Consider the following 19,636-nt stretch of genomic DNA (forward strand, 5'->3'; position numbering starts at 1 on the left):
GGGGCAGTGCGCGATGCTGAGATTGACCGGAACGGGCATGTTGGGGATCGCGATCCTCCTCGTCGTCACCTTGTCGGGCGTGCTGTGGGGCTGCCCGGCCTATAATGTTTACAGCAAGGAACAGTCCGGCCGAGCCGCCCTGGCCGAAGCGCAATCCTCCCGCCAGATCGCGGTGCTGGAAGCGCGGGCGCGACTGGAAAGCGCGAAGATGCTGGCCGATGCCGAAGTGGTGCGCGCCGAAGGCGCGGCCCGCGCCAACCGCATCCTGCAGGACAGCCTGGGCGGCCCGGACGGCTATCTGCGCTATCTCCAGATCCAGGCGATCGACGCCAAGGACGCCAGCATCATCTATGTGCCGACCGAAAGCGGCCTGCCGCTGCTGGAAAGCAGCCGCCTTGCGCCGCGGGCCGGGAACGGGAACTGAGGCGGAACCGCAAGGCCGGTCGCCGCTTTGGCTTCAGTATCAACGAACAGGAGCGTTGCCGTGACGATCAAGACCCTGGCCTGGATGATGGCGCCAGTCGCGCTGGCGCTGGCCTCCTGCGGCGACCCCGCCGCGGATCAGGCGCGCACCCCCGCCAACCAGGCGATGCCGGAAACCGGCGCCGCCGCGCAAGTCGCAAAGCTGGCGCCCGATCAACGCAACGGCGTATTCGATAAGGCGATCCGCGATTCCGGCGCGGCCTGCCCCGCCGTCACCGGTTCGGAGCGTGCGGAGATCCGGCCGGGCGTGAAGGGCTGGAAGGCTCAATGCGACAATGGCAGCGCGCACCTGATCGAAATCACCCCCGACGGCACGGCGAAGGTGACCAGCAGGACCGATTGAGGCAGGTCAGGCCGCGTAGGTCGCGGGGGGTCCAGGAAGCTAGCAGGCTACCGCCCGAACTTGCGCTGCGTCTTGCCGTAGCGCAGTTTGCGCGTGCCCGGCTTGCCTTCGGTCGCCCTTCCCCTGGGCGCTGCCACCTGCTCATCGGCGGGCAAGCCCAGTTCCTCCGCTTCCAGCTTGCGGATTTCGTCGCGGATGCGGCCGGCTTCCTCGAACTCCAGGTCGGCGGCGGCGGCGCGCATCTTCTTTTCCAGTTCCTCGATATAGGCGCGCAGATTGTGGCCGACCATGTGCGGGCGCTCGTCCAGGCCCGTGTCCACCGTCACCTGATCCTTGCTCGCCACATGAGCGATGATGTCGCCGATGTTGCGCTTGATCGTGGTTGGCGTGATGCCATGTTCCAGATTATAGGCCTGCTGCTTCTCGCGCCGGCGCGACGTTTCGTTGAGCGCACGCTCCATGGAGCCGGTGATGCGGTCGGCATAGAGGATGACGCGCCCCTCGACATTGCGCGCGGCGCGGCCGATCGTCTGGATGAGCGAGGTTTCGGAGCGCAGGAAGCCTTCCTTGTCCGCGTCGAGGATCGCCACCAGCCCGCATTCTGGGATGTCCAGCCCCTCGCGCAGCAGGTTGATGCCAATGAGCACGTCATAGACGCCCAGCCGCAGGTCGCGGATCAGCTCGATGCGCTCCAGCGTCTCGACGTCGCTGTGCATGTAGCGGACCTTGATTCCCGCCTCATGCATGAACTCGGTCAGGTCCTCGGCCATCCGCTTGGTCAGGGTGGTGACGAGCGTGCGATAGCCCTGCGCCGCGACCTTGCGGCATTCGTTGATGAGGTCGTCGACCTGGTCCTCGACCGGCTTGATCTCGACCGGCGGGTCGATGAGGCCGGTGGGACGGATCACCTGCTCGCTGAACACGCCGCCGGTCTGCTCCATCTCCCACGGGCCGGGCGTGGCGGAGACGCTGACCGTCTGCGGACGCATCGCATCCCATTCGTTGAAGCGCAGCGGGCGGTTGTCGATGCAGCTTGGCAGGCGGAAGCCATATTCGGCGAGCGTGATCTTGCGGCGATGGTCGCCGCGCGCCATCGCGCCGATCTGCGGCACGGTCTGGTGGCTTTCGTCCACGAACAGGACGGCATTTTCGGGCAGATATTCGAACAGGGTCGGCGGCGGCTCGCCGGGCAGGCGGCCGGTCAGGAAGCGGGAATAATTCTCGATCCCTGCGCAGCTGCCGGTCGCCGCGATCATCTCCAGGTCGAAATTGGTGCGCTGCTCCAGCCGCTGCGCCTCCAGCAGCTTGCCTTCGGCCACCAGCTCCTTCAGCCGCTCGGCCAGTTCGAAGCGAATGGCCTCCATCGCCTGTTTCAGCGTGGGGCCAGGCGTGACATGGTGGCTGTTGGGAAAGACCTTCACATAATCGAGGCTCGCGACCTTCTTGCCCGTCAGCGGGTCGAACTCGACTATGTCCTCGATCTCGTCGCCGAAGAAGCTGACGCGCCAGGCCGTGTCCTCATAGTGGGACGGGAAAATTTCCAGATTGTCGCCCTTCACGCGGAAATTGCCGCGCGCGAAGCCGGCGTCGTTGCGCTTATACTGGAGCGCGACCAGCTTGCGGATGATCTCGCGCTGGTCCTCTACCTGCCCCTTCTTCATCGAGAAGGTCATGGCCGAATAGGTTTCGACCGAGCCGATGCCATAGAGGCAGGACACCGACGCGACGATGATGACGTCGTCCCGTTCGAGCAACGCGCGGGTGGCCGAATGGCGCATCCGGTCGATGCTCTCGTTCACGCTCGATTCTTTCTCGATATAGGTGTCGGACCGCGGCACATAGGCTTCGGGCTGATAATAGTCGTAGTAGCTGACGAAATATTCGACCGCATTGTCGGGAAAGAAGCTCTTGAACTCGCCATAGAGCTGGGCCGCCAGGATCTTGTTGGGCGCCAGGATCAATGCAGGGCGCTGCAGCGCCTCGATCGTCTTGGCCATCGTGAAGGTCTTGCCCGAGCCGGTGACGCCCAGCAGCACCTGGTCGCGCTCGCCCTGCCGCGCCGCCGCCACCAGCTCCGCGATGGCGGTCGGCTGGTCGCCCGAGGGTTCATAGTCGCTCACCAGCTTGAAGGGCCGGCCCCCTTCGCTCTTTTCCGGACGGGCCGGGCGATGGGGGACGAAGCTTTGCCCGGTTTCCGGTTCGGACAGGTCGGTGCGGATCTGGATAGCCATGGCCATGGATATGGGAAGTCTGTCCGGCAGCGCAATCGCCCGATGTTCAGAACAGATAAAGAACGGCTTCTTCATTGCCGCAGAACATTGAACCGGTGGGCGGGTGCGCTATGCTGGGGCGGGGCAAGGGCAACAGGGAGACGATCATGCGCCGGACAGTCTTGATGCTTGTGGGTCTGACAGGCGCCCTAGCGGCCTGTGGCGACCAGCCGGGGGACCAGGCTGGGGACATTGCGGCGACCGACGCCATGAGCAAGGCGCAGGTGAAGCAGGCTGTCGACAAGGTCCAGCTGAAGCCGGGCCAATGGGAGGGGCGCTTCACCATCCAGGATATCGACCTGTCCGGCATGCCAGGCACGCCCCCGGCGATGGAAGAGCAGATGAAGCGGATGATGAGCCAGACGTCGCTCCGATATTGCGTCACGCCCGAACAGGCCGCCAATCCCGGCGCCGACATGTTTTCCGGGCAGGAGGACAAGAATTGCCGCTATGCCGACTTTTCCGCCGTCGGCGGCAAGGTGAGCGGCCGGGTGTCCTGCACGGCGGAGGGCGGCACGATGAATGCCGCCATGTCAGGGAGCTATGCGCCTGACAGCTACGCGATGGACCTGGACATGAAAATGGACGGCGGCCCCGACGGCCATGCCATGGCGATGACGGCGCGGTCGGAGGGCAAGTGGGTCGGCGCGACTTGCGCGCAGAGCGAGTGACGCCGCGCCTGTGACCGGTGACGCGCCGCCGCACTGCTGGCTCTGCGGCCGGCCGCTGGGTGCGCGGGTGGAGTGGCATCATCCCGTGCCCAAAAGCCGGGGCGGACGCATGACGGTGGCGGTGCATCCGATCTGCCATCGCACCATCCATGCGACCTTGAGCAATGCGCAGCTGGCGCGCGGCTTTGCCGATGCCGCCGCGCTGCGCGCACAGCCCGCGATCGCGACCTTCCTGCGCTGGATCGACGGCAAGCCGCCCGATTTCCACGCGCCCACCCGGACCGAAGGCGGGCGGCGGCGGCGATGAGCGGGGCGCGGCTTCGCTTTGGTCTTGCACTTTGCGCCGGAGCAGTAGAGCCTTCCGCCATGGCTCCACAAAGAGGCTGGGGAGAGGCTATGCGATTTGTGATGCGGGACGCCACGACCGTCCTGATGCTGGGTTCCATGCTGGGGCTCGCCGGCTGCGGCAGCGATCCAGAGCCGCCTCCGGAAGCGGAAGAGCCGCCGATCATCATGCAGGCCGGCGCGTGGGAGCTGACGCGCAAGACCACCGGCTACAACACGCCGACAGTGACGCCGGCGCAATATCAGGAGGCGCTCAAGCAGATCGGCGAGGAAAAGCTGTGCATCGCCTTCGATCAGGACAATGCGCCGGACGCCGACGCGCTGGCGGGGCCAGAGGGGCAGGATTGCGTCTACAAGGACAAGCTGGTGCGCAAGGGCCGGCTGATCGCCACGCTGAGCTGCAAGGCGGGCGCAGGCGTTTCGGAGCTGGTGGTGGAGGGCAATTACACCGCCGACAGCATGACGCTGGGCACCACCATGACCAAGACCGAAGGGGGCAAGCCCGTCCTGCGCACGACGCATGACCTGACCGCGCGGCGCGTGGGGGACTGCCCCGCAGCGGGCTGAGGGCGCGCATCATCGCAGCCGTTAAACAGACAGCGAAAGCGACAGGTGCGCGCTATTCTCATCGAAAGGGTCCGGGACCGGGGGCAAGCGCGACAGCGAAGCCGACAGGGGCGGCGGCGCTGTCGGCTTTGCCCGACGGAAGGCTGATCCCCCTACTCCGCCCGGCCGCGCACCGCCGCCAGCACATCGCTGGCGAGGCGGGCATAGTCGGCGCAGGCGCGTTGCATGGCCACCCCGCATCGCGCCAGACGCCAAAGCAATGGCGGTTCTGCGCCGCGCGCATCTGGCGCAGGCGAGCGCGCCCCTCTGCCGGGAGCCCCAGCTGCCGCGCGCCGCGTCGCCAGGCTTCGGCGGCGCTGAAGATGCGACGTTGCGGATGGACGCCGGGGTCGGCGCCCGCCGACGCCCCCAGCCGGTCGAGGCGGCCCGCCTCGACGATAAGATCGGTCAGGAACAGATCCAGTTCGCGCAGCCCGTTGCCGATCAGCCGCGCGGGCATGGCGTCGCGCCGGCGCGCGGCGGCATCGGGGCAGCAACCCAGCGACAGGCCGTTGGCGAGGAAGGCGGCGGCGCGTTCGATGCGGGCGACCTGATCGGCCAAGGCCGAATAAGGATCGCCCGGCGGGATCAGCTTTCGTCACCCATTCGCAGCGCGGCGATGAAGGCTTCCTGCGGAATCTGCACGCTGCCATATTCGCGCATCCGCTTCTTGCCTTCCTTCTGCTTTTCCAGAAGCTTCTTCTTGCGGGTGATGTCGCCGCCATAGCATTTGGCCGTGACGTCCTTGCGCATCGCGGCGATCGTTTCGCGCGCGATAACCTTGCCGCCGATCGCCGCCTGGATCGGGATCTTGAACAGGTGCCGGGGGATGAGATCCTTCAGCCGCTCGCACATATGCCGTCCGCGCGCTTCGGCGGCGGAGCGGTGGACGATCATGCTGAGCGCGTCGACCGGCTCATTGTTGACGAGGATGCTCATCTTGACGAGGTCCCCCTCGCGCGTGCCGATCTGGTGATAGTCGAAGCTGGCATAGCCGCGGCTGATCGATTTGAGGCGATCGTAAAAGTCGAACACCACTTCGTTGAGCGGCAGTTCATAGGTCACCTGCGCGCGGCCGCCGACATAGGTGAGGTTCTTCTGGATGCCGCGGCGGTCCTGGCACAGCTTGAGGATCGAGCCCAGATATTCGTCGGGGCAGTAGATCACCGCCTCGATCCAGGGCTCCTCGATCATCTCGATATGGTTGGGATCGGGCATGTCGGCGGGATTGTGCAGGTGGCGCACCGTCCCGTCCTTCATGTGCATCTCATAGACCACCGAGGGGGCAGTGGTGATGAGGTCGAGATCATATTCGCGGGTCAGCCGTTCCTGGATGATCTCCAGATGGAGCAGGCCCAGGAAGCCGCAGCGGAAGCCGAAGCCGAGCGCCGCCGAGGTTTCCATTTCGAAGGAGAAGCTGGCGTCGTTGAGGCGCAGCTTGCCGATCGAATCGCGCAGCTTCTCGAAATCATTGGCGTCGACCGGGAAGAGGCCGCAGAAGACCACCGACTGGACTTCCTTGAAGCCCGGCAACGGCTTCGTCGCGGGGTTCTTGACCGTGGTGATGGTGTCGCCGACCCGGGTCTGGCTGATGTCCTTGATCTGCGCGGTGATGAAGCCGATGTCGCCCGGGCCGAGTTCGGCCAGCTGCTCGATCTTGGGGCGGAAGCAGCCGACGCGGTCGATCAGATGCTCGGTGCCGCCGATCATGAACTTGATGTTCTGGCCCTTCTTGACGACGCCGTTCATGACGCGGACCAGGATGACGACGCCCAGATAGGGGTCGTACCAGCTGTCGACCAGCATCGCTTCCAGCGGCGCGTCGCGATCCCCCTTGGGCGCGGGGATCTTCGCGACGATCGCTTCCAATATTTCGTCGATGCCGATGCCCGACTTGGCGCTGGCGAGCACCGCTTCGGACGCGTCGAGGCCGATCACCTCCTCGATCTCCGCCTTCACCTTTTCCGGTTCGGCCGCCGGCAGGTCGATCTTGTTGATGACCGGCACGATTTCATGATCATGCTCGATCGACTGGTAGACATTGGCGAGCGTCTGCGCCTCCACCCCCTGGGCGGCGTCCACCACCAGCAGCGCGCCTTCGCAGGCGGCGAGGCTGCGCGACACTTCATAGGCGAAGTCCACATGGCCCGGCGTGTCCATCAGGTTGAGCTTGTAGGTCCGCCCGTCCTTGGCGACATAGTCGAGCCGCACCGTCTGCGCCTTGATGGTGATGCCGCGCTCCTTCTCGATGTCCATATTATCGAGAACCTGCGCGCTCATTTCACGGTCGGAAAGGCCACCGGTGCGCTGGATCAGCCGATCGGCCAGGGTCGATTTGCCATGGTCGATATGCGCGATGATCGAGAAATTACGGATGAGGGACAGGTCGGTCATCGGCGCCCGATAGCAGCGATTCTGCGCGCTGTCAGCACGGCGTCGCATGGCCGGCGCGCTCTGTAGGCAAGGGGGCGTCTCTATGCTAAGGCGAGGCCTCCTTTGTCGGGTCGCCCTACAGCAAAAACGGCTGATTTTCACCGCATCAAAGGAATTGGGGCAATGCAGAAAATACTCGCTGCGCTGGTCGCGACCGCGACGCTGGTGGCGCCTTTGGCGTCGACCGCGCAAACCGACATGAGCTCTTCCGGCCAGACCTATAAGGATGGCACGACCAAGGGCGCGTCATCGGGCCGGCGCTCGCAGGAGCGGGCGACTCGCGAGATACCGCGCTGCACCCGCATGCTGGGCACGGTGGCGATCGTCGAACCCGACAATCAGTGGTGGCGCGAGCTGAACCTGGGCAGCCCCGAGGCGATCCTGAAGGTCTTCGTCCAGCAGTCGGGCTGTTTCCGCATGGTCAATCGCGGCCGGTCGATGCAGAGCCGCGCGATGGAGCGCGCCTTGGCGGATGCGGGCGAATTGCAGGAGGGATCGAACCTGGGCCGCGGTCAGGTGAAGGCGGCGGATTATTATCTGGAGCCCGACATCGTATCGTCCAACCGCAATTCGGGCGGCGGCGGCCTGGGCGGGGCGCTGGGCGGCCTGATGGGCGGCACGTTCGGCGCGATCGCCGGCGGCCTCAACATCAAGAAGAAGGAGGCCAATGTCACCCTGTCGATCGTCAATGCGCGCACCACTGAGGAGGAGGCGCTGACCGAAGGCTATGCGCGCAAGACCGACATCGGCTTTGGCGGCGGCGGCGGCGCGGGCTGGTGGGGCGGCTTTGCCGCAGCGGGCGGCAGCGGCTACCAGAATACCGAGATCGGCCAGGTGATCATCCTCGCCTATCTCGACGCCTATACCAAGCTGGTGACGCAGCTGGGTGGCCTGCCCGACAATGCGGCCGCGGCCGCGCCAGTGGCGCAATAAGGATCGGCGAGCCGGACGGGAGCGGCCCGGCGAGGGCCAGCGCTCCCGTCAGGTCCGGCTGGGCGCCGCTTCGGAGGACAACAGGGGCGCGCGCCGGCGCCGCTTCCACCAGGCCAATATGGCCTCGCCCGCCGGCCGTTCGACCAGGCGGTTGATCGCGGTGCCCAGCAGCAGCGCTACGGCAAAGGCGGTGGCGAAGCCGATCCACGGGCTGTAGCCCGCCTTCGCCAGTTCCAGCATGATGACGAAGCCGACATGCTGGTGGATGAGGTAGAAGGAATAGCTGATCCCGCCCAGCCAGATCAACGGCTTCAAGCGCAGGCAGCGCAGGCGGCCGTTGATCAGCGCGACGAAGGTCCCCAGCAGGACGCAGCCGACCAGCGTCACGTCCCACGTCTCCATGGTCGCGATCGACAGCAAAGCCAGCGCCGCATAGGGCGCCTGTTGCGCCAGGCTCCGCTCGCCGCGCCAGCAGCGATAGGCCAGCATGCCGATGACGAAGAAGGGCGTGTATCGCAGCACCAGCAGCATGATGATCCGTTCGGGCATGTCGGGCCAGAACCAGTAGAGCCAACGCAGCAGCAGCCAGCCTGCAAGCAAGGGCTCCAGTCGCCGCGTCCCCGCGAATTTCCAAAGGCTGATCATGCAGAAGTAAAAGGCGATCTCCACCGTCAGCGTCCAATAGGCGCCATCGACTTCCGGCAGGAAGGCGAAGCCCTGCAGCATCGTCATATTGGCCAATATGGCGATGGGGCCGACCAGCAGCTGAGTGGCATGGGCGAGATATTCGATCGCCAGCGTCAGCAGCATCGCGACCAGATAGGCGGGATAGAGGCGCGCGATGCGGTTGACCACGAAGTCGGCGACCGTGCGGATGCGATCGAGCGTGAAGAAGATGGCGAAGCCGGAAATGGTGAAGAAGAGCAGCACGCGGTAATTGCCACCGGGGAAGCTGAACGGCACATGCGCGGCCTGCGGGAACAGCTCGTGGAAGCGAGTCGAATAATGGAAGATCAGCACGCACAGCGCGCCGATGCCGCGCAATGCGTCCAGCTCCGTCAAACGGCCATGCTTCAACCCGGGGCGATCCATGCGCCCCTATAGCAACAGCACAGCAATAAATCCGCCATGAATTTAGTTGATGATGAACCGAAATGCGCGGTTATCTTGCTGCTTCTTTGCCAGATTGAGACAGATTGGGTGGGGCGTCGGGGTTGGCGCCTTCGAGAGGGACGGAGAGGCGGGAAAATGGATGATCTACGTTTTGGGCGTGTGGATCGGGAGGGAGGAGGCTCGCTGCGCTCGCACCCACCCCAACCCCTCCCTTGGAAGGGAGGGGCATTATCGGTCGTCATACGCGGGAGCCTAACAACAACATGGGCCAGCGCAGCCATCGCCGCGCCGGCCCATAACAGGATTGTCGTCCATCTTAGCCCCCTCCCCTGCCAAGCCGGGGAGGAAGGACAGTTCAGCCGGCCTGACCGTCCAGGATGGCGGCGATGGCGCTGGTCACATGATCCATATCGGCCATGCCATCGACTCGCGATACAATGCCGCGCGCTTCGTAGATGGGCAGGATCGGCGCGGTCTTGGCGCGATATTCGGCCATGCGCGTGCGCACCGTTTCCTCATTGTCGTCGGGGCGGCGCTTGAACTCATGCCCGTGGCACTTGTCGCACTCGCCGTCCACCTTGGGCTGCTTGAAGCTGTCATGATAGCCCGCGCCGCAGGTGGCGCAGGTGAAGCGGCCGGTGATGCGCTCGACCAGCGCGTCCTCGTCCACGTCCAGCTCGATCACATGGTCAAGCGTCCGGTCGCGGTCCGACAGGATGGTGTCGAGCGCATGCGCCTGCGCCTCTGTCCGCGGATAACCGTCGAAAATGACGCCGGTGTCGGGGGCGAGCGCATCGAGCGCTTCGCCGATGATGCCCGACACGATCTCGTCCGACACCAGCTCGCCCGCTTCCATCACGGCCTTTGCCTTGAGGCCGATCGGCGTGCCCGCCTTCACCGCCGCGCGCAGCATGTCGCCGGTCGACAGCTGCACCATGCCGCGGCTTTCCACCAGGCGCGACGCCTGCGTGCCCTTGCCCGCGCCCGGAGGGCCAAGCAGAATGATGTTCATTGCGCGCATACTCCCCTGTTCGTTGCGCTTCGTCACAATGTCGGCGCGCCCCTCAGCGCAGCCGACCCTTGAGCTTCGCCTTCTTGATCAGATCGCCATATTGATGGGCGAGCAGATGGCTCTGAATCTGGGTCACGGTGTCGACCGTAACATTGACCACGATCAGCAGGCTAGTGCCGCCCAGGTAGAACGGAATTCCCGCACGGGCGATGGCGAATTCGGGCACCAGGCAGATGAAGGCCAGATAGGCCGCACCGATGACGGTAATGCGCGTCAGCACATAATCCAGATAATGTTCGGTGTTCTTGCCCGGACGAATGCCCGGAATGAAGCCGCCATTGCGCTTGAGATTGTCGGCCGTCTCTTCGGGATTGAACACCACAGCGGTGTAGAAGAAGCAGAAGAACACGATGCCCAGGCCATAGAGCAGCATGTAGACCGGGCTGCCGTGCGAGAGATACTGGTTCAGCGTCAGCACGAAGTCGCCCAGCGCGCTCTCGCCCGCCACGGTCTGGCCCGCAAATTGCGAGATGGTGAGCGGCATCAGCAGCAGCGAGCTGGCGAAGATCGGCGGGATCACGCCGGCGGTGTTGACCTTCAAGGGCAGGTGGCTGCGATCCGCCTGCATCAGGCCCTGGCGCGTCTGGCGCTTGGGATATTGGATGAGGACGCGGCGCTGGGCGCGCTCCATGAAGCAGATCAGCAGGATGAGGCCGAGCGCCAGCACGATCACCAGCAGGATCAGCAGGCCCGAGATCGATCCTTCGCGACCCGACTTGAACAGGTTGCTGAGCGTTACCGGCAACTGGGCGACGATGCCCGCCATGATGATCAGCGAGACGCCATTGCCGATGCCGCGCGAGGTGATCTGCTCACCCAGCCACATCAGGAACATGGTGCCGCCGATCAGCGAGACGACCGCGGTCAGGCGGAACAGCAGGCCAGGATCGACCACCGCCTGCACGCCCGACTGGGCGCCGAAGCTTTCCAGCCCGGCAGCGATGAAATAGCCCTGCACCGCGGTCAGGCCGACGGTGCCGTAGCGCGTATATTGGTTGAGCTTCTTGCGCCCGCTTTCGCCTTCCTTCTTGATCGCCGCGAGCTGCGGCGAGAGGGAGGCGGCGAGCTGCACCACGATCGAGGCGGTGATATAGGGCATCACGCCGAGCGCGATGAGGCTCATGCGCGAGAGCGAACCGCCCGAGAAGGTGTTGAAGATGTCGAGGATGCCGCCATTGGTCTGCGCATACAGCGTCGACAGCGCAGTCGGGTCGACGCCCGGCAGCGGCACGAAGCTGAGGAAGCGGAACACAATCAGCGCGCCGAGCGTAAACCACAGGCGCTTCTTGAGGTCGGTCGCCTGGCTGAATTTCGCGAGGCTGAGATTGGATGCGAGCTGGTCGGCTCTCGATGCCATGGTGGCTGCCCTTCAAATCACTCTTGCCGCAGCGCGAAGGCCCGGCGCGGAATCGCTCATCCCTTAGCGGGACGGGTCGGCCCTGTCGAACGGGAGTTGTCGCACCCGCGACATAAAGCAACCCCCGACAGACAAGACCCCGCCGACCCATATCGGGCAGCGGGGTCCTGCTTGCAAGACTTGTCCGGTCGGATCAGGCCTTCGCCGCGGCCTTCTTGGCCGCGATCGCGGTGCCCTTCTTGGCCTTGGCCTTCTCGGCCGCCGGAACGACTTCGATCAGTTCGACCTTGCCGCCGGTCTTCTCGACCGCTTCGAGCGCGCCCTTCGACGCGCCGGCGACCAGGAAGCTGACCTTGGCGGTCAGTTCGCCCTTGCCGAGCAGACGGACGCCGTCCTTGCCGCCACGGGCCAGGCTGGCGGCCTTGAGCGCGGCATGATCGACAGTCGCGGCCGCATCCAGCTTGCCGGCGTCGATCGCCTTCTGCACTTCGCCCAGGTTCACGATCGCGTAATCCTTGGCGAAGATGTTGTTGAAGCCGCGCTTCGGCAGACGCATGTGGAGCGGCATCTGGCCGCCTTCGAAGCCGTTGATGCTGACGCCCGAACGCGCCTTCGCACCCTTCTGGCCGCGACCGGCGGTCTTGCCCTTGCCCGAGCCGATACCACGGCCGACGCGCATCCGGCCCTTGCGGGCGCCGGCATTGTCAATGAGTTCGTTAAGCTTGGTCATGTTTGCACTCGCTTTCGCTTTTGTCGCGCTGCTCCCCATCGGGAGCCCGTTGGAGGGCGCGCCTTTAGCGCCCCTTCATAAAAAACGAAAGAGGGGTTTCCCCCTCTCCCGCTTCATTTCGATGATCGAAAAGGCATTCAGCCTTCGACGACCTGCACCATATGGGGCAGCTTGGCGATGGCGCCGCGGACTTCCGCGGTATCTTCCAGCTCCACCACGCGGTGCATCTTGCCAAGGCCGAGGCCGATCAGAATCTTCTTCTGGGCTTCGGGACGGCGGATCGGCGAGCCGATCTGCTTGATCTTGATCTTCGCCATGATGTCTTACTCCGCAATCGCTTCGGCGTCAGCCTGCGCGACGTCCGCCGAGGCGCCACCGCGACGCAGAAGGTCGGCGACCTTCTTGCCACGACGCTGCGCCACCGACTTGGGGCTGGTCTGTTCCCCCAGCGCCTCGAAGGTCGCACGGATCATGTTGTAGGGGTTGGACGTGCCGTTCGACTTGGTCACGACGTCCGCGACGCCGAGGCTTTCGAACACGGCGCGCATCGGACCACCCGCGATGATGCCGGTCCCGGCCGGGGCCGAACGCACGGTCACCTTGCCGGCGCCGAAATGACCCTTGCCGTCATGGTGCAGGGTGCGGCCTTCCTTCAGCGGCACGCGAACCATCGCCTTCTTGGCCGAAGCGGTCGCCTTGCTGATGGCTTCGGGCACTTCGCGCGCCTTGCCATGGCCAAAGCCCGCACGGCCCTTGCCGTCGCCGACGACGACCAGAGCAGCGAAGCCGAAGCGCTTACCGCCCTTGACGGTCTTCGAGACGCGGTTGATGTGAACCAGCTTCTCGATCAGCTCTTCGCCCTGCTCCTCGTCGCGGTTGCCGCGACGGTCGTCGCGACGGCCACGGCCGCCACGCTCACCGCGGTTGCGGTCGCCGCCGCCACGGTTGCCGCGACCACGGCCGGGACCGCGGTTTTCGGTCTGCTGCTGCTCGCCGCCTTCGACGGCGGCAGGTGCGCCCGGCTGGGCCTGGATTTCGTTTTCGTCAGCCATGATCAGAACTCCAGCCCGCCTTCGCGGGCGGCATCGGCCAGCGCCTTGACGCGGCCATGGAAGAGGAAGCCGCCACGGTCGAACACGACCTTGGTGACGCCGGCGGCGGTCGCCGCGGCGGCAACGCGCTTGCCGACATCGGCAGCGGCTTCGGCGGTGGCGCCGGTCTTGGCGCGCACATCCTTGTCCAGGGTCGAGGCGGCGGCAACGGTCTTGCCGGCCGCGTCATCGATGACCTGGGCGTAGATGTGACGGCCCGAGCGATGAACGCTCAGACGGGGCTTGTCACCCGAACGCGCCTTGAGCGCGGTGCGAACACGGCGACGACGCCGATCGAAGAGGGAAAGCTTTGCCATCTTACTTCTTCTTCCCTTCCTTGCGGAAGATGAACTCGCCGTCATACTTGATGCCCTTGCCCTTATAGGGTTCGGGCTTGCGCCAGCGACGGATTTCGGCGGCGACCTGGCCAACCTGCTGCTTGTCGATGCCGGAGATCTCGACCGTGGTGTTGTCCGGAGTCTTGATCTCGATGCCCTCGGGCACCGCGAAGTCGACATCGTGGCTGTAGCCGAGCTGCAGCTTCAGGGTCTTGCCCTGGGCATTCGCGCGATAGCCGACGCCGGTGATGAGCAGCTTCTTGGTGTAGCCCTCGGTCACGCCGGTGATCAGGTTCTGGATCAGGGTGCGCTGCATGCCCCAGAAAGCGCGAGCACGCTTGCTGTCATTGGCAGGCTTCACCGCGATCGAACCGTCTTCGACGCTGTAGGTGACTTCGTCGGCCAGCGGGATGGCGAGGGTGCCCTTGGGCCCCTTCACCGACAGCTGACCGTCAGCGATGGACGCGGTCACGCCCGAAGGGACAGTGACCGGCTTCTTGCCAGTGCGGCTCATCAGAACACCTCCGCCAGCACTTCGCCGCCGACATTCTGCTCGCGCGCTTCGGCGTCGGACAGAACGCCGCGAGGCGTCGAGACAATGGTGATGCCAAGGCCGTTGCGCACGATCGGCAGTTCCTTGGAACCCGAATAGACGCGGCGTCCAGGCTTGGACACGCGGGCGACATGCTTGATCGCCGGCTGGCCCTCGAAATATTTCAGCTCGATGCGCAGGCCGGCATGCTTGCCGAGAGCTTCCTCGGAATAGCCGCGGATATAGCCTTCGCGCTGCAGCACGTCGAGCACGCGGGCGCGCAGCTTGCTGGCGGGGGACATCACGCTGTCCTTCTTCGCCTGCTGCCCGTTGCGGATGCGGGTGAGCATATCACCCAGGGGATCGGTCAATGCCATCTCAAATGATCCTTACCAGCTCGACTTGGTGACGCCGGGGATCAGACCCTTGTTGGCCAGATCACGCAGCTGCACGCGGCAGAGACGGAATTTGCGGTAGTAAGCGCGGGGACGACCCGTCAGCTCGCAGCGGTTCCGGATACGGGTCGGATTGCCGTTGCGGGGGATCTCCGCCATCTTCAGACGCGCGATCAGACGATCGCTGTCGTCGGCCGCGGTATCATTCGCGATCGCCTTGAGCTTCGCATAGCGGCCGGCATATTTCTTCACCAGCTTCTTGCGGCGCTCGTTCTTGTTGATCGAACTCAGTTTCGCCATGACTTAAGTTCTCTTCCTTAGCTTAAGCGTTGGGAGAGAAGCGGGACCTGGATCAGGCCGCCTGCTTCTCTTCGAGCGGGAAGGGGAAGCCGAAGAGGCGCAGCAGTTCGCGCGCTTCATCGTCCGTCTTCGCCGTGGTGGTCACGATGATGTCCATGCCGCGCACCTTGTCGACACGGTCATAGCTGATCTCGGGGAAGATGATCTGCTCCTTGATGCCGAAGGCATAGTTGCCACGGCCATCGAAGCTCTTCGGGTTGAGACCACGAAAGTCGCGCACGCGGGGAAGCGCGACGTTGATCAGACGGTCCAGGAACTCGTACATGCGCTCGCGGCGCAGCGTGACCTTGGCGCCGATCGGCATGCCTTCGCGCAGCTTGAACTGGGCGATCGACTTGCGGGCCTTGGTGATGACCGGCTTCTGGCCGGCGATCAGTTCCATTTCCTCGGCGGCCGACGTGACCTTCTTCTTGTCCTGGGTCGCTTCGCCCACGCCCATGTTGAGCGTGATCTTCTCGATCTTGGGGACTTCCATGACGTTCTTGTAACCGAACTTCTCGGTCATCGCCTTGGCGATCTCGGCGTCATAGAGCGCCTTGGAGCGCGGGATATACTTGTCGGCCATTACAGCACCTCACCGGACTTGACGGCGACGCGGACCTTCTTGCCGTCGCGGTCCTCGAAGCGGACGCGGGTCGGCTTGCCATCCTTGTCGGCGACAGCGACGTTCGAAATGTGCAGCGGCGCAGGCTTGCGATCGATGCCACCCTGCGGGTTCGCCTGATCGGGCTTGCGGTGACGCGCATGCACGTTGATGCCTTCGACGAGGACGCGGTCCTCCTTCGGCATCACCTGGAGGACGGCGCCGGTCCGGCCCTTGTCCTTGCCAGCCAGGACGACGACCTTGTCGCCCTTCTTGATCTTTGCAGCGCTCATTACAGCACCTCGGGAGCAAGGCTGATGATCTTCATGTGCTTCTTGGCGCGCAGTTCGCGAACGACCGGGCCAAAGATACGGGTGCCGATCGGCTCCTCGTTCTTGTTGATGAGCACAGCGGCGTTGCCGTCGAAGCGAATGACGCTGCCGTCGGCGCGACGCACGTCCTTGGCGGTGCGCACGATGACCGCGCGATGCACGTCACCCTTCTTCACCTTGCCGCGCGGCTGAGCTTCCTTGATCGAGACGACGATGATGTCGCCCACACCCGCGAAGCGCCGCTTCGACCCGCCCAGCACCTTGATGCACTGGACGCGCTTGGCGCCGCTATTGTCAGCGACGTCAAGATTGGATTGCATCTGGATCATGGATCCGGTTCCTTCTTATTTGGCCTACCGGGACAATTCCCGGCGGTTCCGAATTTCGTGTTCGACCCGGCAGATTCGAAAGCACGAAGCGCGGGCCTGTAACCCTTCCGAAAAGAAAAGGCCAGCCCCGCGTTCGAACTTTCTAGCCCTTATGGGCCGGTGACTGATCCTCAGGCCGCCGTTTCGGGCGACTTGTGGGTGTCCACGCGCTCGATGACCCTCCAGGTCTTGAGCTTGGAAATCGGGGCGGTCTCCTCAATGCGGACCGTCTCGCCTTCCTTGTAGACATTGCCCTCGTCATGGGCGTGATACTTCTTCGACAGGCGGATGATCTTGCCGTAGAGCGCATGCTTCACCTTGCGCTCCACCCGAACCACCACCGTCTTGTCGGTCTTGTCGGAAACCACCGTTCCCGTCAGCACGCGCTTGGGCATCGTGTGATTTCCTTCTTACTTCGCCGCGCGGGCGCGTTCGCCCTGCAGCGTCTTGATCTGCGCGATGGTCCGGCGCACTTCACGCACCCGGCTGGGCTTTTCCAGCTGGTTGGTGGCGGCCTGGAAACGCAGGTTGAACTGCTCGCGCTTCAGGTTGTTGAGTTCGGTCGACAGTTCGTCGTCCGTCTTGGTCTTGAGGTCTGCGACGTTCGCCACGGCTTAACCCTCCAGGTGCGAGGTGTCGCCGAGGCGGGCAACGACCTTCGTCTTGATGGGCAGCTTCATCGCGGCGCGCGAGAAGGCCTCTGCTGCGAGCGGACCGGGCACGCCGTCCAGTTCGAACAGGATGCGGCCGGGCTTCACCCGCGCCGCCCAATATTCGACCGAACCCTTGCCCTTGCCCTGACGGACTTCGGCGGGCTTCTTCGACACCGGCACGTCGGGGAACACGCGGATCCACAGACGACCCTGACGGCGAAGGTGACGCTGGATCGCGCGGCGGGCCGCTTCGATCTGGCGGGCGGTGACGCGCTCGGGTTCCAGGGCTTTCAGACCATAGGCGCCGAAATTCAAAGCCGAACCGCCCTTGGCGTCGCCCTTGATCCGACCCTTGAAGGTCTTGCGGAACTTCATTTTCTTCGGTTGCAGCATGACGCTATTACCTTCTTATCTTCAGCGCGCCGGGCGCACGCCGGAGGTCTGAGCCTCCAGCATCAGCCGGTCGGTGGCCATCGGATCATGACCAAGGATTTCGCCCTTGAAGATCCAGACCTTGATGCCGCACACGCCATAGGCGGTGTGGGCTTCGGCTTCGGCATAGTCGACATTCGCGCGCAGCGTGTGCAGCGGAACGCGGCCTTCGCGATACCATTCGACGCGCGCGATCTCCGCGCCGCCCAGACGGCCGCCGCAGGTGATCTTGATGCCTTCGGCGCCCAGACGCAGGGCCGACTGCACCGCACGCTTCATCGCGCGGCGGAACGCGACGCGGCGCTCCAGCTGGTCCGCGATGCCCTGTGCGACGAGTTTGCTGTCGATTTCCGGCTTGCGGATTTCGACGATGTTCAGCGACACGTCGGACGAGGTGAAGCTGGACAGCTTCTTGCGCAGCTTTTCGATGTCCGCGCCCTTCTTGCCGATGATGACGCCGGGACGGGCGGCGTAGATCGACACGCGGCACAGCTTGGCCGGACGCTCGATCACGACCTTCGAGATCGCGGCCTGCGGCAGGTTCTTCATGATATACTGGCGGATCTTGAGATCCTCCAGCAGCAGGCGGCCATAATCCTGGCCTTCCGCGAACCAGCGGCTGTCCCAGGTACGGTTGATCTGCAGGCGCAGACCGATCGGGTTGCTCTTGTGACCCATGTGCTTACGCCTCCGCTTCTTCGCCAGCTTCACGCACGACAATGCGCACGCGGCTGAAGGGCTTGAGGATCCGGGTCGACTTGCCGCGGCCGCGGGCGTGGAAGCGCTTCATGGTGAAGCTCTTGCCCACCGATGCTTCCGCGACGACCAGTGCGTCGACGTCCAGATTGTGGTTGTTTTCCGCATTGGCGATGGCCGAAGCCAGCACCTTGCGCACGTCGACCGCCATCGCCTTCTTCGAGAAGGCGAGGATGTTGAGCGCGTCCTCGACCTTGCGGCCGCGGATCAACGTGGCGACCAGGTTCAGCTTCTGGGCCGAACCGCGGATCTGCGTGCCAACGGCGAGCGCTTCATTGTCGGCGACGCGACGGGGAGCCTTTTCCTTGCTCATCAGCGCTTGCCCTTCTTGTCGGCGGCGTGGCCGGGGAAGTAGCGGGTCGGGGCGAATTCGCCCAGCTTGTGACCCACCATTTCCTCGTTCACGGAGACCGGAACATGCTTGCGGCCGTTATAGACGTTGAACGTCAGGCCAACGAACTGCGGCAGGATGGTGGAGCGGCGCGACCAGGTCTTGATCGGACCAGCACGGCCACCGGCGTCCTGCGCGGCTTCCGCCTTCTTCAGAAGGCTGAGGTCCACGAACGGACCTTTCCAGACGGAACGAGCCATCTCGCTTACCTCTTCTTCTTCGCGTGGCGGCTACGGATGATGAACTTGTCCGTCGCCTTGTTGTGGCGGGTGCGCGCACCCTTGGTCGGCTTGCCCCAGGGCGTGACCGGATGACGGCCGCCCGAGGTCCGGCCTTCACCACCGCCATGCGGGTGATCGACCGGGTTCTTCGCAACACCGCGCGTCAGCGGACGCTTGCCCAGCCAGCGGTTACGACCGGCCTTGGCAAGGTTGGTGTTGGCATTGTCCGGGTTCGACACGGCGCCCACGGTGCCCATGCAGTCCGAACGAATATAGCGCTGCTCGCCCGAGGACAGGCGGACCATCACCATGCCGCGATCGCGGCCGACGAGCTGGGCATAGGTGCCCGCCGAACGGCAGAGCTGACCGCCCTTGCCCGGCTTCATCTCGATATTGTGGATGATGGTGCCGACAGGCATCTGGCCCAGTTCCATCGCGTTGCCCGGCTTCACGTCGGTCTTCTTGCCGGCGATGATCTTGTCACCGGGGGCAAGACGCTGCGGCGCCAGGACATAGGCCTGGGTGCCGTCGGCATAATTGACCAGCGCGATGAAGGCGGTGCGGTTGGGGTCATATTCCAGACGCTCGACCGTGCCTTCCACGTCCCACAGGCGACGCTTGAAGTCGATGATGCGGTAGCGCTGCTTGTGACCGCCCGCGATGCCGCGCGAGGTCACATGGCCCTTGTTGTTGCGGCCACCGGTCTTGCGCTTGCCTTCGGTCAGCGCCTTGACGGGCTTGCCCTTGTGCAGGCTCGACTTGTCGACGAGGATCAGGCCGCGCTGCGCGGGACTGGTCGGATTATAGTGCTTGAGTGCCATCTATCCC

General features: G+C 64.5%; 29 protein-coding genes. 6 read left to right on the forward strand and 23 right to left on the reverse strand.

Annotated features, from left to right (window positions below):
• The first annotated feature begins 13 nt into the window (after positions 1-13).
• Positions 14-424 (forward strand): membrane protease subunit, encoded by a 411-nt coding sequence (locus tag ACGGKE_RS09560; protein ID WP_394437333.1) that lies wholly within the window; start codon positions 14-16, stop codon positions 422-424.
• An 84-nt stretch (positions 425-508) separates the two neighbouring features.
• Positions 509-826, forward strand: a complete 318-nt coding sequence (locus ACGGKE_RS09565; protein ID WP_394441873.1) for a hypothetical protein — start codon at positions 509-511, stop codon at positions 824-826.
• A 47-nt stretch (positions 827-873) separates the two neighbouring features.
• Here ACGGKE_RS09565 and uvrB read toward each other — a convergent pair whose 3' ends face one another.
• Entirely contained in the window at positions 874-3,057 is a 2,184-nt protein-coding gene (uvrB, locus tag ACGGKE_RS09570; RefSeq protein ID WP_394437335.1) for an excinuclease ABC subunit UvrB, read from the reverse strand.
• 146 nt (positions 3,058-3,203) lie between these two features.
• Between uvrB and ACGGKE_RS09575 the strand changes: the two genes are divergently transcribed.
• The 3 genes from ACGGKE_RS09575 (at position 3,204) to ACGGKE_RS09585 (ending at position 4,679) form a co-directional block, all read left to right on the forward strand.
• Entirely contained in the window at positions 3,204-3,767 is a 564-nt protein-coding gene (locus ACGGKE_RS09575; protein WP_394437337.1) for a DUF3617 domain-containing protein, read from the forward strand.
• A 10-nt stretch (positions 3,768-3,777) separates the two neighbouring features.
• Positions 3,778-4,074 (forward strand): HNH endonuclease, encoded by a 297-nt coding sequence (locus ACGGKE_RS09580; protein WP_394437339.1) that lies wholly within the window; start codon positions 3,778-3,780, stop codon positions 4,072-4,074.
• 101 nt (positions 4,075-4,175) lie between these two features.
• Positions 4,176-4,679, forward strand: a complete 504-nt coding sequence (locus ACGGKE_RS09585) for a DUF3617 domain-containing protein (protein WP_394437341.1) — start codon at positions 4,176-4,178, stop codon at positions 4,677-4,679.
• 58 nt (positions 4,680-4,737) lie between these two features.
• Here ACGGKE_RS09585 and ACGGKE_RS09590 read toward each other — a convergent pair whose 3' ends face one another.
• Positions 4,738-5,280 (reverse strand): hypothetical protein, encoded by a 543-nt coding sequence (locus tag ACGGKE_RS09590; protein ID WP_394437343.1) that lies wholly within the window; start codon positions 5,278-5,280, stop codon positions 4,738-4,740.
• A 26-nt stretch (positions 5,281-5,306) separates the two neighbouring features.
• Positions 5,307-7,112: a translation elongation factor 4 gene (gene lepA / locus ACGGKE_RS09595; RefSeq protein ID WP_394437345.1), complete on the reverse strand. Its 1,806-nt coding sequence runs from the start codon at positions 7,110-7,112 to the stop codon at positions 5,307-5,309.
• Positions 7,113-7,274: 162 nt separating this feature from the next.
• Between lepA and ACGGKE_RS09600 the strand changes: the two genes are divergently transcribed.
• Positions 7,275-8,084 (forward strand): CsgG/HfaB family protein, encoded by an 810-nt coding sequence (locus tag ACGGKE_RS09600; RefSeq protein WP_394437347.1) that lies wholly within the window; start codon positions 7,275-7,277, stop codon positions 8,082-8,084.
• A 48-nt stretch (positions 8,085-8,132) separates the two neighbouring features.
• Here the strand turns inward: ACGGKE_RS09600 and ACGGKE_RS09605 are convergent, their stop codons facing one another.
• The 20 genes from ACGGKE_RS09605 to rplB all read right to left on the reverse strand — a co-directional run bounded on the left by ACGGKE_RS09605 (position 8,133) and on the right by rplB (position 19,629).
• Positions 8,133-9,176 (reverse strand): acyltransferase family protein, encoded by a 1,044-nt coding sequence (locus ACGGKE_RS09605; RefSeq protein ID WP_394437349.1) that lies wholly within the window; start codon positions 9,174-9,176, stop codon positions 8,133-8,135.
• Between the two features lie 376 nt (positions 9,177-9,552).
• Positions 9,553-10,209 carry an adenylate kinase gene (locus ACGGKE_RS09610; RefSeq protein ID WP_394437351.1) on the reverse strand — a complete coding sequence of 219 codons (657 nt, stop codon included), beginning with the start codon at positions 10,207-10,209 and terminating at the stop codon, positions 9,553-9,555.
• 52 nt (positions 10,210-10,261) lie between these two features.
• Positions 10,262-11,626, reverse strand: a complete 1,365-nt coding sequence (gene secY, locus ACGGKE_RS09615) for a preprotein translocase subunit SecY (RefSeq protein WP_228164875.1) — start codon at positions 11,624-11,626, stop codon at positions 10,262-10,264.
• 193 nt (positions 11,627-11,819) lie between these two features.
• The gene (gene rplO, locus ACGGKE_RS09620; protein WP_394437354.1) at positions 11,820-12,356 is read right to left on the reverse strand and encodes a 50S ribosomal protein L15; all 537 of its coding nucleotides are present in this window, start codon (positions 12,354-12,356) and stop codon (positions 11,820-11,822) included.
• A gap of 137 nt (positions 12,357-12,493) precedes the next feature.
• Complete coding sequence (rpmD, locus tag ACGGKE_RS09625) at positions 12,494-12,673, reverse strand: 50S ribosomal protein L30 (RefSeq protein WP_228164877.1); 180 nt, start codon at positions 12,671-12,673, stop codon at positions 12,494-12,496.
• A 6-nt stretch (positions 12,674-12,679) separates the two neighbouring features.
• A complete protein-coding gene (gene rpsE, locus ACGGKE_RS09630; protein WP_228164878.1) occupies positions 12,680-13,408 on the reverse strand; it encodes a 30S ribosomal protein S5 in 729 nt (242 codons plus the stop codon).
• 2 nt (positions 13,409-13,410) lie between these two features.
• Complete coding sequence (gene rplR, locus ACGGKE_RS09635; protein ID WP_021227547.1) at positions 13,411-13,764, reverse strand: 50S ribosomal protein L18; 354 nt, start codon at positions 13,762-13,764, stop codon at positions 13,411-13,413.
• Position 13,765: 1 nt separating this feature from the next.
• Positions 13,766-14,299, reverse strand: a complete 534-nt coding sequence (gene rplF / locus ACGGKE_RS09640) for a 50S ribosomal protein L6 (protein WP_394437358.1) — start codon at positions 14,297-14,299, stop codon at positions 13,766-13,768.
• The gene (rpsH, locus tag ACGGKE_RS09645) at positions 14,299-14,694 is read right to left on the reverse strand and encodes a 30S ribosomal protein S8 (RefSeq protein ID WP_009820644.1); all 396 of its coding nucleotides are present in this window, start codon (positions 14,692-14,694) and stop codon (positions 14,299-14,301) included. The genes rplF and rpsH overlap by 1 nt, the downstream gene beginning before the upstream one ends.
• A gap of 12 nt (positions 14,695-14,706) precedes the next feature.
• Positions 14,707-15,012 carry a 30S ribosomal protein S14 gene (gene rpsN / locus ACGGKE_RS09650; RefSeq protein ID WP_009820643.1) on the reverse strand — a complete coding sequence of 102 codons (306 nt, stop codon included), beginning with the start codon at positions 15,010-15,012 and terminating at the stop codon, positions 14,707-14,709.
• A gap of 52 nt (positions 15,013-15,064) precedes the next feature.
• Complete coding sequence (rplE, locus tag ACGGKE_RS09655; protein ID WP_228164880.1) at positions 15,065-15,637, reverse strand: 50S ribosomal protein L5; 573 nt, start codon at positions 15,635-15,637, stop codon at positions 15,065-15,067.
• A complete protein-coding gene (gene rplX, locus ACGGKE_RS09660) occupies positions 15,637-15,948 on the reverse strand; it encodes a 50S ribosomal protein L24 (protein WP_009820641.1) in 312 nt (103 codons plus the stop codon). Before rplX ends, rplE begins: the two co-directional genes overlap by 1 nt.
• The gene (rplN, locus tag ACGGKE_RS09665) at positions 15,948-16,316 is read right to left on the reverse strand and encodes a 50S ribosomal protein L14 (RefSeq protein WP_009820640.1); all 369 of its coding nucleotides are present in this window, start codon (positions 16,314-16,316) and stop codon (positions 15,948-15,950) included. The genes rplX and rplN overlap by 1 nt, the downstream gene beginning before the upstream one ends.
• A gap of 170 nt (positions 16,317-16,486) precedes the next feature.
• Positions 16,487-16,750 (reverse strand): 30S ribosomal protein S17, encoded by a 264-nt coding sequence (gene rpsQ, locus ACGGKE_RS09670; RefSeq protein WP_394437363.1) that lies wholly within the window; start codon positions 16,748-16,750, stop codon positions 16,487-16,489.
• Positions 16,751-16,765: 15 nt separating this feature from the next.
• A complete protein-coding gene (gene rpmC / locus ACGGKE_RS09675; protein WP_228164882.1) occupies positions 16,766-16,966 on the reverse strand; it encodes a 50S ribosomal protein L29 in 201 nt (66 codons plus the stop codon).
• 3 nt (positions 16,967-16,969) lie between these two features.
• Positions 16,970-17,401 carry a 50S ribosomal protein L16 gene (rplP, locus tag ACGGKE_RS09680; RefSeq protein WP_007686573.1) on the reverse strand — a complete coding sequence of 144 codons (432 nt, stop codon included), beginning with the start codon at positions 17,399-17,401 and terminating at the stop codon, positions 16,970-16,972.
• Positions 17,402-17,422: 21 nt separating this feature from the next.
• Positions 17,423-18,118, reverse strand: coding sequence for a 30S ribosomal protein S3 (gene rpsC, locus ACGGKE_RS09685; protein ID WP_228164883.1), 696 nt, complete (start codon positions 18,116-18,118; stop codon positions 17,423-17,425).
• 4 nt (positions 18,119-18,122) lie between these two features.
• Positions 18,123-18,509: a 50S ribosomal protein L22 gene (gene rplV, locus ACGGKE_RS09690; protein ID WP_009820636.1), complete on the reverse strand. Its 387-nt coding sequence runs from the start codon at positions 18,507-18,509 to the stop codon at positions 18,123-18,125.
• Positions 18,509-18,787, reverse strand: a complete 279-nt coding sequence (rpsS, locus tag ACGGKE_RS09695) for a 30S ribosomal protein S19 (RefSeq protein WP_242125634.1) — start codon at positions 18,785-18,787, stop codon at positions 18,509-18,511. Before rpsS ends, rplV begins: the two co-directional genes overlap by 1 nt.
• A gap of 5 nt (positions 18,788-18,792) precedes the next feature.
• Positions 18,793-19,629: a 50S ribosomal protein L2 gene (rplB, locus tag ACGGKE_RS09700; RefSeq protein ID WP_394437369.1), complete on the reverse strand. Its 837-nt coding sequence runs from the start codon at positions 19,627-19,629 to the stop codon at positions 18,793-18,795.
• Between the last annotated feature and the right edge of the window lie 7 nt (positions 19,630-19,636).

It is taken from the genome of Sphingobium naphthae (genome assembly GCF_043589935.1).
Classification (GTDB): Bacteria; Pseudomonadota; Alphaproteobacteria; order Sphingomonadales; family Sphingomonadaceae; genus Sphingobium; species Sphingobium naphthae_A.

What these genes read in the sequence shown, in the direction of transcription:
- uvrB (WP_394437335.1), bottom strand. Translation starts at nt 3,057, where the DNA reads ATGGCTATCCAGATCCGCACCGACCTGTCCGAACCGGAAACCGGGCAA.
- rplN (WP_009820640.1), bottom strand. Translation starts at nt 16,316, where the DNA reads ATGATCCAGATGCAATCCAATCTTGACGTCGCTGACAATAGCGGCGCC.
- rpsC (WP_228164883.1), bottom strand. Translation starts at nt 18,118, where the DNA reads ATGGGTCACAAGAGCAACCCGATCGGTCTGCGCCTGCAGATCAACCGT.
- rpsH (WP_009820644.1), bottom strand. Translation starts at nt 14,694, where the DNA reads ATGGCATTGACCGATCCCCTGGGTGATATGCTCACCCGCATCCGCAAC.
- rpsS (WP_242125634.1), bottom strand. Translation starts at nt 18,787, where the DNA reads ATGGCTCGTTCCGTCTGGAAAGGTCCGTTCGTGGACCTCAGCCTTCTG.
- rplR (WP_021227547.1), bottom strand. Translation starts at nt 13,764, where the DNA reads ATGGCAAAGCTTTCCCTCTTCGATCGGCGTCGTCGCCGTGTTCGCACC.
- rpsN (WP_009820643.1), bottom strand. Translation starts at nt 15,012, where the DNA reads ATGGCGAAACTGAGTTCGATCAACAAGAACGAGCGCCGCAAGAAGCTG.
- ACGGKE_RS09575 (WP_394437337.1), top strand. Translation starts at nt 3,204, where the DNA reads ATGCGCCGGACAGTCTTGATGCTTGTGGGTCTGACAGGCGCCCTAGCG.
- rplO (WP_394437354.1), bottom strand. Translation starts at nt 12,356, where the DNA reads ATGACCAAGCTTAACGAACTCATTGACAATGCCGGCGCCCGCAAGGGC.
- rplF (WP_394437358.1), bottom strand. Translation starts at nt 14,299, where the DNA reads ATGAGCCGCACTGGCAAGAAGCCGGTCACTGTCCCTTCGGGCGTGACC.
- secY (WP_228164875.1), bottom strand. Translation starts at nt 11,626, where the DNA reads ATGGCATCGAGAGCCGACCAGCTCGCATCCAATCTCAGCCTCGCGAAA.
- rplB (WP_394437369.1), bottom strand. Translation starts at nt 19,629, where the DNA reads ATGGCACTCAAGCACTATAATCCGACCAGTCCCGCGCAGCGCGGCCTG.
- rpsE (WP_228164878.1), bottom strand. Translation starts at nt 13,408, where the DNA reads ATGGCTGACGAAAACGAAATCCAGGCCCAGCCGGGCGCACCTGCCGCC.
- ACGGKE_RS09605 (WP_394437349.1), bottom strand. Translation starts at nt 9,176, where the DNA reads ATGGATCGCCCCGGGTTGAAGCATGGCCGTTTGACGGAGCTGGACGCA.
- rplE (WP_228164880.1), bottom strand. Translation starts at nt 15,637, where the DNA reads ATGGCCGACAAGTATATCCCGCGCTCCAAGGCGCTCTATGACGCCGAG.
- rpmD (WP_228164877.1), bottom strand. Translation starts at nt 12,673, where the DNA reads ATGGCGAAGATCAAGATCAAGCAGATCGGCTCGCCGATCCGCCGTCCC.
- ACGGKE_RS09585 (WP_394437341.1), top strand. Translation starts at nt 4,176, where the DNA reads ATGCGGGACGCCACGACCGTCCTGATGCTGGGTTCCATGCTGGGGCTC.
- rplX (WP_009820641.1), bottom strand. Translation starts at nt 15,948, where the DNA reads ATGAGCGCTGCAAAGATCAAGAAGGGCGACAAGGTCGTCGTCCTGGCT.
- ACGGKE_RS09610 (WP_394437351.1), bottom strand. Translation starts at nt 10,209, where the DNA reads ATGAACATCATTCTGCTTGGCCCTCCGGGCGCGGGCAAGGGCACGCAG.
- ACGGKE_RS09600 (WP_394437347.1), top strand. Translation starts at nt 7,275, where the DNA reads ATGCAGAAAATACTCGCTGCGCTGGTCGCGACCGCGACGCTGGTGGCG.
- lepA (WP_394437345.1), bottom strand. Translation starts at nt 7,112, where the DNA reads ATGACCGACCTGTCCCTCATCCGTAATTTCTCGATCATCGCGCATATC.
- rplP (WP_007686573.1), bottom strand. Translation starts at nt 17,401, where the DNA reads ATGCTGCAACCGAAGAAAATGAAGTTCCGCAAGACCTTCAAGGGTCGG.
- rpsQ (WP_394437363.1), bottom strand. Translation starts at nt 16,750, where the DNA reads ATGCCCAAGCGCGTGCTGACGGGAACGGTGGTTTCCGACAAGACCGAC.
- ACGGKE_RS09565 (WP_394441873.1), top strand. Translation starts at nt 509, where the DNA reads ATGATGGCGCCAGTCGCGCTGGCGCTGGCCTCCTGCGGCGACCCCGCC.
- rplV (WP_009820636.1), bottom strand. Translation starts at nt 18,509, where the DNA reads ATGAGCAAGGAAAAGGCTCCCCGTCGCGTCGCCGACAATGAAGCGCTC.
- ACGGKE_RS09560 (WP_394437333.1), top strand. Translation starts at nt 14, where the DNA reads ATGCTGAGATTGACCGGAACGGGCATGTTGGGGATCGCGATCCTCCTC.